The organism is Klebsiella sp. JB_Kp042, assembly GCF_040065275.1.
Taxonomy (GTDB): domain Bacteria; phylum Pseudomonadota; class Gammaproteobacteria; order Enterobacterales; family Enterobacteriaceae; genus Klebsiella; species Klebsiella quasipneumoniae.
In genome coordinates this window covers 1-16,104 of record NZ_JBEAJL010000035.1, presented here as the reverse complement: position 1 = coordinate 16,104, position 16,104 = coordinate 1, and the positions used below count along the sequence as shown (strand labels likewise).

The 16,104-nt window shown below is 53.3% G+C and carries 14 protein-coding genes and 4 pseudogenes; 9 read left to right on the top strand and 9 right to left on the bottom strand.

The genetic code is table 11. The features are described 5' to 3' along the window. The 6 genes and pseudogenes from ABLV54_RS11840 to arsC form a co-directional block, all read left to right on the top strand. Positions 1-78, top strand: a pseudogene (locus ABLV54_RS11840) (hypothetical protein); the annotation flags it as partial. 276 nt (positions 79-354) lie between these two features. Next, positions 355-708 (top strand): As(III)-sensing metalloregulatory transcriptional repressor ArsR, encoded by a 354-nt coding sequence (gene arsR, locus ABLV54_RS11835; protein ID WP_001114073.1) that lies wholly within the window; start codon positions 355-357, stop codon positions 706-708. A 47-nt stretch (positions 709-755) separates the two neighbouring features. Then, entirely contained in the window at positions 756-1,118 is a 363-nt protein-coding gene (arsD, locus tag ABLV54_RS11830) for an arsenite efflux transporter metallochaperone ArsD (protein ID WP_000783215.1), read from the top strand. A gap of 17 nt (positions 1,119-1,135) precedes the next feature. After that, positions 1,136-2,887: an arsenite efflux transporter ATPase subunit ArsA gene (gene arsA, locus ABLV54_RS11825; protein WP_001556710.1), complete on the top strand. Its 1,752-nt coding sequence runs from the start codon at positions 1,136-1,138 to the stop codon at positions 2,885-2,887. A 48-nt stretch (positions 2,888-2,935) separates the two neighbouring features. Continuing rightward, positions 2,936-4,225, top strand: coding sequence for an arsenite efflux transporter membrane subunit ArsB (gene arsB, locus ABLV54_RS11820; protein ID WP_000922630.1), 1,290 nt, complete (start codon positions 2,936-2,938; stop codon positions 4,223-4,225). 12 nt (positions 4,226-4,237) lie between these two features. Further along, positions 4,238-4,663 (top strand): glutaredoxin-dependent arsenate reductase, encoded by a 426-nt coding sequence (arsC, locus tag ABLV54_RS11815; RefSeq protein ID WP_000065758.1) that lies wholly within the window; start codon positions 4,238-4,240, stop codon positions 4,661-4,663. A 30-nt stretch (positions 4,664-4,693) separates the two neighbouring features. On the opposite strand, the gene ABLV54_RS11810 is transcribed toward arsC, so the two are convergent. The 5 genes and pseudogenes from ABLV54_RS11810 to ABLV54_RS11790 all read right to left on the bottom strand — a co-directional run. Beyond that, the gene (locus ABLV54_RS11810) at positions 4,694-5,098 is read right to left on the bottom strand and encodes an ArsA-related P-loop ATPase (RefSeq protein ID WP_004118313.1); all 405 of its coding nucleotides are present in this window, start codon (positions 5,096-5,098) and stop codon (positions 4,694-4,696) included. An 8-nt stretch (positions 5,099-5,106) separates the two neighbouring features. Then, the gene (locus ABLV54_RS11805) at positions 5,107-5,679 is read right to left on the bottom strand and encodes a recombinase family protein (protein WP_001556711.1); all 573 of its coding nucleotides are present in this window, start codon (positions 5,677-5,679) and stop codon (positions 5,107-5,109) included. Between the two features lie 304 nt (positions 5,680-5,983). Next, positions 5,984-6,688: an IS6-like element IS26 family transposase gene (locus ABLV54_RS11800; RefSeq protein ID WP_001067855.1), complete on the bottom strand. Its 705-nt coding sequence runs from the start codon at positions 6,686-6,688 to the stop codon at positions 5,984-5,986. Between the two features lie 873 nt (positions 6,689-7,561). Then, complete coding sequence (locus ABLV54_RS11795) at positions 7,562-7,849, bottom strand: thermonuclease family protein (RefSeq protein ID WP_009486461.1); 288 nt, start codon at positions 7,847-7,849, stop codon at positions 7,562-7,564. 53 nt (positions 7,850-7,902) lie between these two features. Beyond that, positions 7,903-8,031, bottom strand: a pseudogene (locus tag ABLV54_RS11790) (DNA polymerase V subunit UmuC); the annotation flags it as partial. Positions 8,032-8,141: 110 nt separating this feature from the next. Here ABLV54_RS11790 and ABLV54_RS11785 point away from each other — a divergent pair. The 3 genes and pseudogenes from ABLV54_RS11785 to ABLV54_RS11775 form a co-directional block, all read left to right on the top strand. Beyond that, positions 8,142-8,578: pseudogene (locus ABLV54_RS11785) on the top strand (transposase); the annotation flags it as partial. A gap of 189 nt (positions 8,579-8,767) precedes the next feature. After that, a complete protein-coding gene (locus ABLV54_RS11780; RefSeq protein WP_001348195.1) occupies positions 8,768-9,142 on the top strand; it encodes a cupin domain-containing protein in 375 nt (124 codons plus the stop codon). Between the two features lie 23 nt (positions 9,143-9,165). Then, positions 9,166-9,729 (top strand): chlorite dismutase family protein, encoded by a 564-nt coding sequence (locus ABLV54_RS11775; RefSeq protein ID WP_001097412.1) that lies wholly within the window; start codon positions 9,166-9,168, stop codon positions 9,727-9,729. A 250-nt stretch (positions 9,730-9,979) separates the two neighbouring features. Here the strand turns inward: ABLV54_RS11775 and ABLV54_RS11770 are convergent. The 4 genes and pseudogenes from ABLV54_RS11770 to glgB form a co-directional block, all read right to left on the bottom strand. Continuing rightward, a pseudogene (locus ABLV54_RS11770) lies at positions 9,980-11,077 on the bottom strand (IS66 family transposase); the annotation flags it as partial. A gap of 53 nt (positions 11,078-11,130) precedes the next feature. Continuing rightward, on the bottom strand, positions 11,131-11,835 hold the full coding sequence (locus ABLV54_RS11765; RefSeq protein ID WP_001067855.1) for an IS6-like element IS26 family transposase: 705 nt from the start codon (positions 11,833-11,835) through the stop codon (positions 11,131-11,133). Between the two features lie 222 nt (positions 11,836-12,057). Beyond that, entirely contained in the window at positions 12,058-13,341 is a 1,284-nt protein-coding gene (gene glgC, locus ABLV54_RS11760) for a glucose-1-phosphate adenylyltransferase (protein ID WP_015632388.1), read from the bottom strand. 129 nt (positions 13,342-13,470) lie between these two features. After that, complete coding sequence (glgB, locus tag ABLV54_RS11755) at positions 13,471-15,663, bottom strand: 1,4-alpha-glucan branching enzyme (RefSeq protein WP_004099052.1); 2,193 nt, start codon at positions 15,661-15,663, stop codon at positions 13,471-13,473. Between the last annotated feature and the right edge of the window lie 441 nt (positions 15,664-16,104).

Sequence of the window (16,104 nt, the reverse complement as noted above, 5' to 3'; positions counted from 1 at the left end):
CGCGAGGAGCTGGCCGAGGTGGATGTGGACTGGCTGATCGCCGAGCGTCCCGGCAGGGTAAAAACCTTGAAGCAGCATCGGGGTCTGAGGGCCAATGGAACGAAAACGTACGCTAAGGAAATAACCAATTGTTATAATTGATATTATTCATTCTTCTCTATGAACTGAAAGCCCGCACTAAGCAATGTTTTAGCCTCAAATGACTTTTTTACCTACCCAACTAACGTAACGATCGCACATCAGGTCGTTTTTCAACCGCATAGTGACACCTGCACTCACATGCGAGAAAACACATATGATTTTGACTTCTTGTTTTGGTGGAGAGACAATACCCATTCATAGCAGGAGTACATAATGCCAGAAATTGCATCCCTACAACTTTTCAAAATACTATCTGATGAAACCCGCCTGGGTATCGTGCTACTGCTCAGGGAGATGGGGGAGCTGTGCGTATGCGATCTCTGCACAGCGCTGGAACAATCACAACCCAAGACCTCCCGCCATCTGGCGATGCTTCGGGAAAGTGGCCTGTTGCTGGATCGCAAGCAGGGGAAATGGGTTCATTATCGCTTATCCCCGCATATTCCTTCCTGGGCTGCCCTGGTGATTGAGCAGGCCTGGTTAAGTCAACAGGACGACGTACAGGCCATCGCCCGTAAGCTGGCATCGGCCAACTGCTCTGGCAGCGGTAAGGCTGTTTGTATCTAAAAATTTTGCCTGTACATATATGTTTTTGCGAATATGAGGTGTTAAAGATGAAAATGTTAACGGTGTTTGATCCGGCGATGTGCTGCAGTACCGGCGTTTGTGGTTCAGATGTCGATCAGGTTTTGGTCAATTTTTCTGCTGATGTGCAATGGCTGAAAGGGCGTGGGGTTCAGATCGAACGTTATAACCTGGCGCAGCAGCCTATGAGCTTCGTTGAGAACGAAAAAGCGAAAGCATTCCTTGAGGCTTCTGGAGCTGAAGGGCTTCCGCTGCTGTTGCTTGATGGTGAAACGGTGATGGCCGGGCGATACCCAAAACGCGCTGAACTGGCTCGCTGGTTTGGTATACCGCTGGAAAAGGTGGGTTTAGCTTCCACCAGTTGCTGTGGTGGTAAAACTTCCTGTTGTTGAGTATGTCAGGAGGACATATGAAATTCTTAGAGAATATCCCGTCTTACCTGTTTTTCACCGGTAAGGGAGGTGTAGGCAAAACTTCGATTTCCTGCGCAACGGCTATACGTCTGGCTGAACTGGGAAAGCGTGTTCTGCTTGTCAGTACCGACCCGGCTTCCAATGTCGGTCAGGTATTCGATCAGACTATCGGTAACACTATCCAGCCCGTGACTGCTGTGTCTGGTCTTTCGGCTCTGGAGATTGACCCGCAGGACGCCGCCCAGCAATACCGCGCCAGAATCGTTGACCCTATTAAAGGTCTTTTGCCTGATGACGTTGTTAACAGCATCAGTGAACAGCTTTCAGGAGCTTGTACGACAGAGATCGCTGCATTCGACGAGTTTACTGGCTTACTGACTGACGCTTCTCTGCTGACCCGCTTTGATCACATCATTTTTGATACTGCCCCAACTGGCCACACTATTCGCCTTCTTCAGCTTCCCGGAGCCTGGAGCAGCTTCATCGAAAGTAACCCGGATGGTGCTTCCTGTCTTGGTCCAATGGCTGGGCTGGAAAAACAACGCGAGCAATATGCTCATGCGGTTGAGGCATTATCCGATCCTGAACGAACTCGCCTTGTGCTGGTCGCGCGATTGCAAAAATCAACACTGCAGGAAGTCGCTCGTACTCATGACGAATTATCAGCTATTGGCCTTAAAAATCAGTATTTAGTCATTAACGGTGTCCTGCCTGCGAGCGAAGCAGAACGTGATGCACTGGCCGCTGCAATATGGCAACGGGAGCAAGAGGCGCTGGCAAATCTTCCTGCCGGGTTATCTGATTTGCCGACAGACAACTTATACCTGCAGCCGCTGAACATGGTTGGTGTATCCGCATTGAAAGGCCTGCTCAACGAACACGCTGAGATAACATCGCTTCCTGAACAAAGCCCACAGAACAAGCCAGAGAATATGTCGTTGTCTGTCCTGGTTGATGATATCGCCCGCAGTGAACACGGTTTGATTATGCTGATGGGCAAAGGTGGTGTGGGCAAAACCACAATGGCTGCGGCTATCGCCGTCAGTCTGGCGGATAAGGGTTTTGATGTGCATCTCACCACCTCAGATCCTGCTGCACATCTCAGTACAACGCTCAATGGCAGCCTCAAAAATCTGCAGGTCAGCCGAATCAACCCTCACGATGAAACTGAACGCTATCGTCAGCATGTTCTTGAGACGAAAGGCAGGGATCTGGATGAGGCTGGGAAACGGCTGCTCGAAGAGGATTTACGTTCTCCTTGCACAGAAGAGATTGCGGTGTTCCAGGCGTTTTCACGCGTAATTCGTGAAGCTGGCAAACGGTTTGTGGTCATGGATACGGCACCTACCGGGCATACGCTATTACTGCTTGATGCTACCGGGGCTTATCACCGTGAGATTGCCAGGAAGATGGGGGATAAAGGTCATTTTACCACTCCGATGATGCAGCTTCAGGACCAGGAACGTACCAAAGTTTTGCTGGTCACTCTGCCTGAAACCACACCTGTACTGGAAGCGGCAAACCTGCAGTCCGATCTTGAACGTGCGGGGATTCATCCCTGGGGCTGGATTATCAATAACAGCCTTTCGATTGCACAGACGCAATCGCCGCTGCTTTGCCAGCGCGCCCTACAAGAGCGTCCTCAAATCGAGGTTGTGAAAAACCAGCATGCAAGCCGCATAGCGTTAGTACCGGTAATGGCTGCAGAGCCCACTGGCATCGAGAAACTCAGAGAGCTGGTTGTTTAATTTTTTTTGTATATACAGGGCGGCAAAGCCGTCCTGTCTGGAGGATTTATGTTACTGGCAGGCGCTATTTTTGTCCTGACCATCGTTTTGGTTATCTGGCAACCGAAGGGATTAGGGATCGGCTGGAGTGCGACGCTGGGCGCGGTACTGGCGCTGATCTCTGGCGTAGTCCATTTTGGTGATATCCCTGTAGTGTGGAATATTGTCTGGAATGCGACGGCGACCTTTATTGCCGTGATTATTATCAGCCTTCTGCTCGATGAATCGGGCTTTTTCGAATGGGCGGCGCTGCACGTTTCACGTTGGGGTAACGGTCGCGGGCGTTTGCTGTTTACCTATATCGTTTTGCTCGGCGCAGCGGTGGCGGCACTGTTTGCCAACGATGGTGCGGCATTGATTCTGACGCCAATTGTTATCGCCATGCTGCTTGCATTAGGTTTCAGCAAAGGCACTACGCTGGCATTTGTCATGGCCGCCGGGTTTATTGCCGATACGGCCAGTCTGCCGCTTATCGTGTCCAACCTGGTTAACATCGTTTCTGCAGACTTCTTTGGGCTGGGTTTCACTGAGTATGCGTCGGTAATGGTGCCGGTGGATATCGCAGCCATTATCGCCACGCTGGTGATGCTGCATCTGTTCTTCCGCAAAGATATTCCGCCAACTTACGACCTGGCTCTCCTGAAAGCACCGGCAAAAGCGATTAAAGATCTGGCAACCTTCAGAACCGGCTGGATAGTGTTGATCCTTCTTCTGGTTGGCTTTTTCGTCCTTGAGCCGTTGGGTATCCCGGTCAGTGCGATTGCTGCTGTAGGGGCTGTCATTCTGTTTGCGGTGGCGAAGCGAGGCCATGCCATTAACACTGGCAAAGTGCTTCGCGGTGCGCCATGGCAGATCGTCATATTCTCTCTGGGAATGTATCTGGTGGTCTATGGTCTGCGTAATGCCGGACTAACAGAATACCTCTCCGGTGTGTTGAACGTGCTGGCAGATAAAGGACTTTGGGCCGCGACGTTTGGTACTGGCTTCCTGACGGCTTTCCTCTCTTCCATCATGAACAATATGCCTACCGTGCTGGTTGGTGCTCTCTCTATTGATGGCAGCACTGCAACAGGCGTTATCAAAGAGGCGATGATTTTTGCCAACGTGATTGGCTGCGATCTTGGACCGAAAATTACACCTATTGGTAGCCTGGCAACGTTGCTCTGGCTGCATGTCCTTTCACAGAAGAACATGACCATCACATGGGGATACTATTTCCGCACCGGGATCGTCATGACTCTGCCTGTGCTGTTTGTAACGCTGGCCGCGCTGGCGCTACGTCTCTCTTTCACTTTGTAATGAGATACTGATATGAGCAACATCACCATTTATCACAACCCAGCCTGCGGCACGTCGCGTAATACGCTGGAGATGATCCGCAACAGCGGTATCGAGCCGACCGTTATTCTTTACCTTGAGACTCCACCTTCACGCGATGAGCTGCTCAAACTCATTGCGGATATGGGCATTTCCGTCCGGGCTTTGCTGCGTAAGAACGTCGAGCCGTATGAGGAACTGGGTCTTGCAGAAGATAAATTTACTGACGACCAGCTCATCGACTTTATGCTACAGCATCCGATTCTGATCAACCGTCCGATCGTAGTGACGCCACTGGGAACTAAACTTTGCCGTCCTTCAGAGGTTGTTCTCGATATCCTTCCAGATGCCCAGAAAGCGGCTTTCACCAAGGAAGACGGTGAAAAAGTCGTTGATGATTCAGGTAAAAGACTGAAATAAAGACGAAGGGGGCATTTGCCCCCTTCATTATTACTTCGCCATTTCTTCCAGCAGGTCAATACCAACCGGCTCTTCGCTCTGTAGCGCTGTTAATGCAATACGCTTTGCATACTGCTCTTCCACATCAGAGATGAGAGGCAGCTCGCGGTTCGCCCTGATCTTCAGGAAAGGCGAAGACGGTTGAGCAGCTGCCAGGCTGTTATTAACGACCCATGCCCACGGCTCGATGCCAGCTCGGCGTAGATCCTGCTGCAGGTTAGCGGCTTCCAGTACAGGTGTCGTTTCGGCAAGCGTCACGATAATCACCTTCGTCTTCTCCGGGTCTGCTGCTTTTTCGCTATCACCTGTCTTCGATGTCAGAAAGCGAGAGAATTCGGCTTCATGCTGTCGCCAGAACACACTCATGCAATTGTTGAATGCCTTTACATCACTCATGTTCGTCCTCAAATTTTGCTCAGATTAACCCGGCTCTCATCTTCCAGAATTTTATAAACAGTGGAACGGGCAATACTGAGCCGGCGGGCAATATCTGTTGCACCAGTTCCCTGCTGATGAAGTGCCAGTACACTATTTCTGTCGATGATGCGCTTTCGGCCAAACCGGATACCTTTCAGCCTGGCCTCCTGCCGTCCTTCGTTCGTACGCTCCAGAATCCTCCTGCGTTCGGCCTGGGCTACAGCTGAAAGAATGGTCACAACCATTTTCCCCATTTCACCGTCGGTGCTGATCCCGTCGTCTATGAATCGGACCGCGACTCCCTGAGCGTCGAATTCTTTTATCAGTTGGATCATATCGGCAGTGTCGCGGCCAAGCCGGTCGAGTTTCTTCACCAGGATGACGTCACCTTCCTCCACCTTCATTCGCAGCAGATCCAGTCCTTTCCTGTCGGTAGAACTGCCGGATGCTTTGTCGGTAAATATGCGACTGGCTTTCACCCCCGCCTCTTTAAGCCCCTTGATCTGAATATCGAGGGACTGCTGGCTTGTTGATACCCGTGCGTAACCAAAAAGTCGCATAAAAATGTATCCTAAATCAAATATCGGACAGTGGGTGTCTGTTATAACAAAAAATCGATTTAATAGACACCTAGACAACACCATTTTAGTGTGTCCGAGAATTTATAATATTTCGGACGGTTGCGAAATTGTTAATTCATGACCATCAGGCAGGGAGGCCGGTATGCCCGTCGATTTTCTGACCACTGAGCAGGAACTGAATTATGGTCGCTATGTTGCAGAACCCAATGACGTGCAGCTGGCGCGCTATTTGGCACTGTTGCAAAGTTAGCGATGAGGCAGCCTTTTGTCTTATTCAAAGGCCTTACATTTCAAAAACTCTGCTTACCAGGCGCATTTCGCCCAGGGGATCACCATAATAAAATGCTGAGGCCTGGCCTTTGCGTAGTGCACGCATCACCTCAATACCTTTGATGGTGGCGTAAGCCGTCTTCATGGATTTAAATCCCAGCGTGGCGCCGATTATCCGTTTCAGTTTGCCATGATCGCATTCAATCACGTTGTTCCGGTACTTAATCTGTCGGTGTTCAACGTCAGACGGGCACCGGCCTTCGCGTTTGAGCAGAGCAAGCGCGCGACCATAGGCGGGCGCTTTATCCGTGTTGATGAATCGCGGGATCTGCCACTTCTTCACGTTGTTGAGGATTTTACCCAGAAACCGGTATGCAGCTTTGCTGTTACGACGGGAGGAGAGATAAAAATCGACAGTGCGGCCCCGGCTGTCGACGGCCCGGTACAGATACGCCCAGCGGCCATTGACCTTCACGTAGGTTTCATCCATGTGCCACGGGCAAAGATCGGAAGGGTTACGCCAGTACCAGCGCAGCCGTTTTTCCATTTCAGGCGCATAACGCTGAACCCAGCGGTAAATCGTGGAGTGATCGACATTCACTCCGCGTTCAGCCAGCATCTCCTGCAGCTCACGGTAACTGATGCCGTATTTGCAGTACCAGCGTACGGCCCACAGAATGATGTCACGCTGAAAATGCCGGCCTTTGAATGGGTTCATGTGCAGCTCCATCAGCAAAAGGGGATGATAAGTTTATCACCACCGACTATTTGCAACAGTGCCACAGAAAATTACCTGAACTGCGTCAACTCGGAGTCTGGCCGCGTGCGCGTGGAAGCAAAGCGGGCGAGCGAAGAATACGGGCGAGTGCTGCGGCGCTATCCGCTGAAACCCGGCGAGACGGTCGAGCGTCCGCAACGCGGGGAAGTCGTCAGCAGCTCCGGGGTTCTCCCCCCACTGGACCCAGGCGAATACTAAGCGCGGCGGTGTGTAATAGACGGAGCGCGAGGCGACTACTGGTCAGGGTTTGCGCAAGGCGGGTGTGTAATAGACGGGAGGGGATCGATCCGGCGATCCAGCCTGTGGATAGTCCGTCTATTACCCACCCGGTTCCGTCGTTTACCCACCCAACCCCGTCTATTACCCACCGGAAACCGTCTATTACCCACCGAGGGGTTCTATAAGCAACTGATAATGAAGGTAAATTTTGCCTTCTGATTCCCTAAAACTCTTTAAAACAAAAAAAACATATATAAAACGTGTAGCCCTGGGGAAAACAGCCCGTGGAATTATGGACAATCCGGCAAGCCGGATACCTGCCTAACCGCTTCGCGGTTCCCCATTGACAGGCCAGGGACAACCGCGAGCGGTTGCCCCCACCCTGCCAACAGGTCGGCAGTTGCCCACAATACCACCGGCTCAAGCAACAGGATTTTTTTATATTTTTGTTTTTAAAAGAAAAAAGCGGCCGTGCTCTAGTGGCATGGCCGCGTTACGTGGTCCTATCAGGGGCTTGTGGCTCTTGCGCCTCCTCGGATCGACACAAGTGCCGATCACTGCGGCGGGGCGCTCCTGGCTCAAGCTGAAAAGCGATCAGTATCCGCACCAGTGGCGACGGCGTTCCCTCCACGCATTCGGGCCGGGCCTCCACTCAACGGCTAACCCCTCGGCCATGAGGGTTTGCCCCACGTCCCGCCCGTCGATCAGCAGGTGAACAAGGCGGCGGTCGTACTTGTCGGCTTGGCCGGAATCGACAACCTCGATGCGCTGAGCGTTGGCAACCAGTTCGCGGAGGCGTGCGGTTGCCTCGCGGCCCTTCGTCAGCTCGGCGTCGCACCTGGGCTTGTAGGTTTCCGGGGTGTCAATCGACAGCAGGCGCAAGCGTTGACCGTTGTATCGTAACCGTCCGGTGATTCCACCTTGAGCCAAATCGCCTGCCGACCAAAAGGCTCGAAGCTTACCACCCGGTCGATTCCGGTCAGATCCAGAAACGCCTCGTCGATGGAGTAGACATCCACTCTCGATGCCAGAGCTTCCAGGGTCGTCATCACCCGCCGGCTTATATCGCCATTTGTGTGGAATAGAGAATCAATTGGAACGGGGGCTTTGCTCGCCCCCCCTTGAACTTCTCATACCCAACCTGTTTGGCTATAGCTACTGAGGAGATCGCGGTGGCCCACCAAATCTTCCGGTCATCCTGTTCAATTACACCGCTAGCCGTACCCAGGAGGTGCCGCAGCGCCTCCTGGAGGCAGAAAGGCGTCGAGCGTATAGGTTGCTGGGCATGCGCGGCGCAAGTTCATCAGAAAACTCAATCCAAGGGCAAGATCGGCCGAGCGGAGATGGCACTGACTCTTATCAACAAGCTCTACGGCATCGAGCGCGACATGGAAGAGGCGGGCGATGCCCAGCGATACCAGACGCGCCAGTCGCAAAGCCAGGCTTTCCTGGAGCAACTGAAAGCTAGGCTGGACAAAACCCCTCCCCAGGTCACGTCGTCAAAGTGCCTTGGGCAAGCAATCAATTGCCTTGCGAGCAACTGGTTAAAGCTGATCCGCTACATCGAAAGGGGGACACCTGCCCATCGACAACAACCCTGCCGAGCGGGCGAGCCACCTTCTCATGTACATATGACCAAAGCGTCGCCCGTCTCCTCCCGTTATGTCATGCCTACCCACGACGGAGTATTGACGGTCTCTGTGCGCCAGAGCATAGTTTTCCCGAAGGGCGCTTAGGTACATATCTTCATGTGCTGTCCAGGCGCAGTTGCGTTTAGAGTACGTGTCCAATCAGTTTTAAATGGGTGTGAACATGAGAGCAGAAACTGAATCGCGGATTTTTTCGGTGGATGAATATGTTCGTCCGTCTAACGGCGAACCGATTCGTTCGGTTGTTCTGGAAACCAATGACTCTGTCGTCGTTGTTTGGCACGCCCACCCTGGGCAGGAAATAGCTTCCCATGTACATCCTCACGGCCAAGATACTTGGACGGTTATCTCAGGTGAAGCCGAATATCATCAAGGTAACGGCATAGTCACTCATCTTAAAGCTGGAGATATTGCGATCGCAAAACCTGGGCAGGTACATGGTGCAATGAACTCTGGCCCCGAACCTTTTATATTTGTTTCAGTGGTTGCGCCGGGCAATGCCGGTTTTGCGTTGGCTGAGAAATAGGCGAAAGGCCTGAGAGGAAACTGATGAATACACGATTATTTACGTTCGCTGGTGGAGAAACGGGTGTTTGGCGCGTTGTTCGGATGGATGCCGTGGCGGGAGCCCCTCTCCCTGGAATCCCCCGGCTCGACGTAGCCGCTGGCTCTGTTTCGCCGCAGCCTTTGGGCACCAAATGGCTTCTTCGCGGGATAACGAGTAACGAGCGTTATGTCGTGCGTGAAGAGAAGGATCGTCTCGTGGCGAAGCAGCCAAGTTTGGGTCGAGCAGAGGCCACCTGTGCCGCCCTGATCCCTATCCGGAAAAACCCCTCATGGTGGGGACTGGCTCAAGACGAACGCCGGAAGATTTTTGAGGAGCAGTCCCGTCACATTCACATTGGGCTCCAATATCTCCCTGCTGTGGCCCGTCGTCTCCACCATTGTCGGGACCTGGGCGAGAGCGAACCCTTCGACTTCTTGACGTGGTTCGAATATTCCCCGTCTGATGAGCCGGGCTTTAACAGGCTTTTGGCCGAACTCCGGGCCTCGGTGGAGTGGAAGTATGTCGACAGAGAAATCGACATCCGGCTAGTGCATGAGCCGGCCTAGTATCAGGTTTAACTGCGATCTCCGTGCGGCATACACCTGCGACACCCGCAGCCCAGCAAAGCCCGGAAAATCTAGTGTGTCTAATAACTTAGGAGTAACACGACACGTATGCCTAGCGAGCCACCAGTCGCTTGGGAAATTTTCTACTTATGGCCTCCTCTTTCTCTCATCGATCTCCCAGGGCATATCCTGCCGTCTAGAGTTGGCACCTTGTCCAGCTTTCGAAGAAGGCTCTCCATACACGTCCGGCCTACACCTTGTTAGGTATGGCCGGTTTCCAGTTGTGGGGCAATAGCTCGTCGATGGCGTTGTTCTTCTGTGTCGGCAGGCGAGTCAGCACATCCTTCAGGTAGGCATAGGGATCATGCCGATTCAGCTTCGCTGACTGTATTAGGGTCATGACCGCAGCCGCACGTTGACCACTGCGCAGTGAACCCGCAAACAGCCAATTGCTGCGCCCCAGCGCCCAGGGTCGGATCTGGTTTTCCACCCAGTTGTTGTCGATGGGCACAGCGCCATCGTCCAGGTAGCGCGTCAGCGCTTCCCAACGTTTGAGGCTGTAATCCAGGGCTTTGGCCGTGCCGGAGCCATCCGGCACTTTCTGGCGATGGGCCAGCATCCACTGATGCAGCGCATCGGCAAGGGGTTTGGCTTTGGTTTGCCGGATTTCCCGCCGCATATCCGGTGGCAGATCTTTGGTTTCCCGCTCGATCTCGTAGAGTCCACCGATGTATTCCAAGGCCTTGGCCGCCAATTCGCTCTTGTTGGCCTCGTGCAGGTCATAGAACTTGCGCCGGGCGTGGGCCATACAGCCGATTTCGGTAATGCCGTTGCCGAACCCGGCCTTGTAGCCAGCGTAATCATCACAGACCAGCTTGCCCCGCCAGTCACCCAGGAAGGTTCGGGCGTGTTCGCCTGCACGGCTGGGTGCGAAGTCGTAAATAGCTGCCTTCAGGTCGGCAAACGGTGTGGTGCAGTAGGCCCAGACGTAGGCCTTGTGGGTTTTCTTCTTGCCCGGGGCCAGCATGCTGACCGGGGTTTCATCGGCATGCAGAACACTGTGTTCCAGCAGAGTATTTCTCAACGCATCCACCAGCGGCTGCAACTGCACACCACAGGCACCCACCCATTCGGCCAGGGTGGAGCGCGGGATTTCCAGGCCGGCACGGCCGAACATGCGTTCCTGACGGTACAGCGGCAGATGGTCGGCATACTTGGCCACCAGCACCTGGGCCAGCAGGCCAGCGGTGGGGATGCCTTTGTCGATCACCTGCGGTGGCACCGGTGCCTGGATCAACGTCTCGCAGCTGTCGCAGGCCCATTTGCCCCGGATGTGACGTTCAACGGTGGGCACTGTTGCAAAGTTAGCGATGAGGCAGCCTTTTGTCTTATTCAAAGGCCTTACATTTCAAAAACTCTGCTTACCAGGCGCATTTCGCCCAGGGGATCACCATAATAAAATGCTGAGGCCTGGCCTTTGCGTAGTGCACGCATCACCTCAATACCTTTGATGGTGGCGTAAGCCGTCTTCATGGATTTAAATCCCAGCGTGGCGCCGATTATCCGTTTCAGTTTGCCATGATCGCATTCAATCACGTTGTTCCGGTACTTAATCTGTCGGTGTTCAACGTCAGACGGGCACCGGCCTTCGCGTTTGAGCAGAGCAAGCGCGCGACCATAGGCGGGCGCTTTATCCGTGTTGATGAATCGCGGGATCTGCCACTTCTTCACGTTGTTGAGGATTTTACCCAGAAACCGGTATGCAGCTTTGCTGTTACGACGGGAGGAGAGATAAAAATCGACAGTGCGGCCCCGGCTGTCGACGGCCCGGTACAGATACGCCCAGCGGCCATTGACCTTCACGTAGGTTTCATCCATGTGCCACGGGCAAAGATCGGAAGGGTTACGCCAGTACCAGCGCAGCCGTTTTTCCATTTCAGGCGCATAACGCTGAACCCAGCGGTAAATCGTGGAGTGATCGACATTCACTCCGCGTTCAGCCAGCATCTCCTGCAGCTCACGGTAACTGATGCCGTATTTGCAGTACCAGCGTACGGCCCACAGAATGATGTCACGCTGAAAATGCCGGCCTTTGAATGGGTTCATGTGCAGCTCCATCAGCAAAAGGGGATGATAAGTTTATCACCACCGACTATTTGCAACAGTGCCTTATCTGAACATAAAACACTATCATTAAGTTGGAGTCATTACCCTCCGCTCCTACATGTAAAACTCGCATGGATGCTCCTTAATTATTCAGGCATGAAGGCGACGCGATGCCAATGACGGCAATCACAGCTGCGGCAGCTTTTATTTCCGCCAACGGCTTCATAGTTCAAGTCGGTTCAGCATTTCTTTGGTAACCAGAACGATGCCTTCTTCCGAACGATAAAAGCGTCGCGCATCCTCAACGGCATTTTCGCCAATCACCGTCCCCTCCGGAATAACGCATCCCCGGTCGATCACGCAGCGTCTTATCCTGCAGGAGCGACCGACCCAGACGCCCGGTAATAAAACCGACGAATCAATATTACAGAACGAGTTAATCCGAACTCTGGAAAATAGAACCGACTGCACCACCACCGAGCCAGAAATAATACAGCCGCCGGAGACCAGAGAATTCATGGTCATGCCATGACTGCCGGAACGGTCCTGAACAAATTTGGCGCTGGGCAGCGATTCGACATAGGTACGGATAGGCCAGTTACGGTCATAAACGTCCAGCTCTGGCACTACTGAGGCTAAATCCAGATTCGCTTTCCAGTACGCCTCCAGGGTTCCGACATCGCGCCAGTATGGCTCGGCATTATTATCCGACTGAACGCAGGAGCGCGGGAACGGATGCGCATACGCTTCACCTGCCGCCGTTATCCTGGGAATAATATCTTTGCCAAAATCATGGGTGGAGTGTTCATCCCGATCGTCGTCTTCCAGCAGCTGGTAGAGATATTCCGCATCAAACACATAAATGCCCATACTGGCAAGCGAGCGGGTTTCATCGCCAGGAATGGTGGGCGGATTAGCCGGTTTTTCAACAAATTCAATGATTTTGTCATTCTCATCCACGGCCATGACGCCAAAAGCGCTTGCCTCTTCAACCGGGACCGGCAGGCAGGCCACGGTACAGCGCGCCCCTTTTTCAACGTGATCGAGCAGCATCCGCGAATAATCTTGTTTATAGATATGGTCCCCGGCCAGAATAACGACATATTCCGCATCATAGCGGCGGATAATATCCAGATTCTGGGTCACGGCATCCGCCGTCCCCCGATACCAGTTCTCACCATGCACCCGCTGCTGCGCCGGTAATAAATCCACGAACTCATTCATTTCTTCGTTAAAGAATGCCCAGCCGCGTTGAATATGCTGCACCAGTGAATGGGACTGATATTGTGTAATGACCCCGATACGTCTTATTCCGGAGTTAATACAATTCGATAAAGCAAAATCAATAATTCTGAATTTACCGCCGAAATGCACCGCAGGTTTTGCGCGAATAGTGGTCAGGTCTTTTAATCGTGTGCCACGTCCGCCGGCGAGGATCAGGGCCACGGATTTAAGCGGTAACTGGCGCGACAGCATTAAGTTGTCAGTATATTCAAGTTTACTCATAATAATGTCCTGCTATTAAATAAAAGCCATAAAAGAAAATAATGAAGAAAAAGCCTCACTCTTCTGCAAAATAATTCAGAAGTGATCACCTCCGGTAATAAGTCAGCTGCAATAAATCAGCTGCGCGTTTTATTGCCCTGCAGATTCCCGTACCAGCCAGATTGTCGCCAGCGGCGGCAGAGTCACCGACAGCGAATGCTCCCGACCGTGGCTGGCGATCGCCTCGCTTGCCACGCAGCCGCCGTTGCCGGTGTTGCTCCCGTGGTAGTGCATCGAGTCGGTGTTCAGCTCTTCACGCCAGCGCCCCGGCTGGTTAATCCCGAAGCGATAGCCGTGACGCGGTACTGGCGTGAAGTTGCTCGCCACGATTATCTCGTTCCCGGCTTTATCGCGACGGACAAAGATAAACACCGACCGTTCATGGTCATCCACAACAAGCCATTCAAAGCCGTAGGGGTCAAAATCCAGTTCGTGCAGTGCCTTATGGTGGCGATAGGTATGGTTCAGATCGCGCACCAGACGCTGCACCCCGTGATGCCAGTTGTCGCCCCCTTCCAGCAGATGCCAGTCGAGGCTGGCGTCGTGGTTCCACTCCCGCCCCTGGGCAAACTCGTTGCCCATAAACAGCAGCTTTTTACCGGGGAAGGCAAACAGCCAGCCGTAGTAGGCGCGCAGGTTGGCGAACTTCTGCCAGGCATCGCCAGGCATCCGGTCAAGAATCGATTTTTTGCCGTGAACCACTTCATCGTGTGACAGCGGCAACACGAAGTTTTCGGTGTAGTTGTAGAGCATCCCGAAGGTCATCTTGTCGTGATGATAACGACGATAGATGGGATCGAGCTGCATATAGTCGAGGGTGTCATGCATCCAGCCGAGGTTCCATTTGAACCAGAAGCCAAGACCGCCCGTCGAAGACGGTCGTGTAACCCCGGCGAAGTCGGTGGACTCCTCCGCCATCGTGACCGCTCCCGGCGTCTGCTCACCGAGCACACGGTTGGTATTGCGCAGAAATTCAATCGCTTCGAGGTTTTCCCGGCCGCCGTACTCATTGGGCACCCACTCCCCCTCTTTGCGGCTGTAGTCGCGGTAGATCATTGACGCAACCGCATCCACGCGCAGGGCGTCGATCCCGAAGCGTTCAATCCAGTACAGCGCGTTCCCGACCAGAAAGTTGCTGACTTCACGGCGACCGTAGTTGTAGATCAGCGTATTCCAGTCCTGGTGATAACCTTCTCGCGGGTCGCTGTGTTCATACAACGCGGTGCCGTCGAACGATGCCAGCGCAAAGTCATCCGACGGGAAGTGGCCCGGCACCCAGTCGAGGATCACGTTCAGACCCGCGGCATGGGCAGCATTCAGGAAGTAGCGGAAGTCTTCACGGGTACCAAAACGGCGGGTCGGCGCGTACAGCCCGGTGGGCTGATAGCCCCAGCTGCCGTCGAACGGATGTTCGTTTACCGGCAGCAGCTCCAGATGGGTGAAGCCCATCCACTTCGCGTAAGGCACCAGCTGGTCCGCCAGCTCGCGGTAGCTGAGCCAGAAATGGTTATCGGCGTGGCGGCGCCACGAGCCAAGGTGCACTTCATAAATCGAAATCGGTGCATCAAACTGGTTGGCCTGCTGACGGGACTGTGGCTGTTCGACCTTTTCCGGCATGCCGCAGATAAGCGACGCGCTTTCCGGGCGCATCTGTGCCTCAAAGGCATACGGGTCGGATTTCACCCGCAGGTGGCCGTGGGCGTCAATCAGCTCGAACTTATACAGCTGGCCGTTATGCGCGCCGGGGACAAACAGCTCCCAGATGCCGGACTCTTTGCGCAGACGCATCGGGTGGCGGCGGCCGTCCCAGTAGTTGAACTGTCCGACCACCGACACACGACGGGCGTTCGGCGCCCAGACGGAAAAACGCGTCCCGGTGACGCCGTCCATGGTGTCGGCATGGGCTCCCAGCGTCTCGTAGGGCCGCAGATGAGTCCCTTCAGCGAGCAGCCAGGCATCAAGCTCCTGCAGCAGCGGGCCAAAGCGATAGGGGTCGTCAATCAGGTTTTGCTGACCGTGCCAGGTGACGGCCAGCTGGTAACGAAAAGGATTTTTCCGGCGCGGCAGAACGCCGCTAAAGAACCCGCGTGTGTCGAGGCATTCGAGTTTACCGACTTTGCGCCCGGTTTTCGGTTCAATCACCCATACATCGGTGGCATCGGGTAATAATGCGCGCACTTCCAGACCCGCATCGGTTGAGTGCATGCCAAGCACGGAAAATGGATCGGAACAATGACCTGCGAGAAGTGCGGAGATCGCACTTTTTTCATTATAATCAGACATGGCAGTCACCCTACTATCATCCTGCGGAAAGAATTAAAACGCCTCTTCCTGCTTTATTGATCCGGTAATATTCCGCTGCATGCTACGCATCGAAATATCAACACGTTATTCCAGAGCCTTAAGACATGTCGGTTGTCCACAAATAGAGAGTGATTAACCTCCTGAGAAGTGAGTTAAATGCGCTGTACGACTTCTGTATTATCTGTCTTCAGAATAATTACTCCTGATTTTCTTTCTGTGAGTAAACACTCATTTCTATATTAATGGGGAAACTAATTTTTATTTCGTCACGAATGATGAGTTTCCTTCTGCTGAATTCGTCAGATCGTATATAAAAAAAGGCTTTGTTGAATAAATCGAACTTTTGCTGAGTTGAAGGATCAGATCGGCTTTGTTGAATAAATCGAACTTTTGCTGAGTTGAAGGATCAGATCACGCATC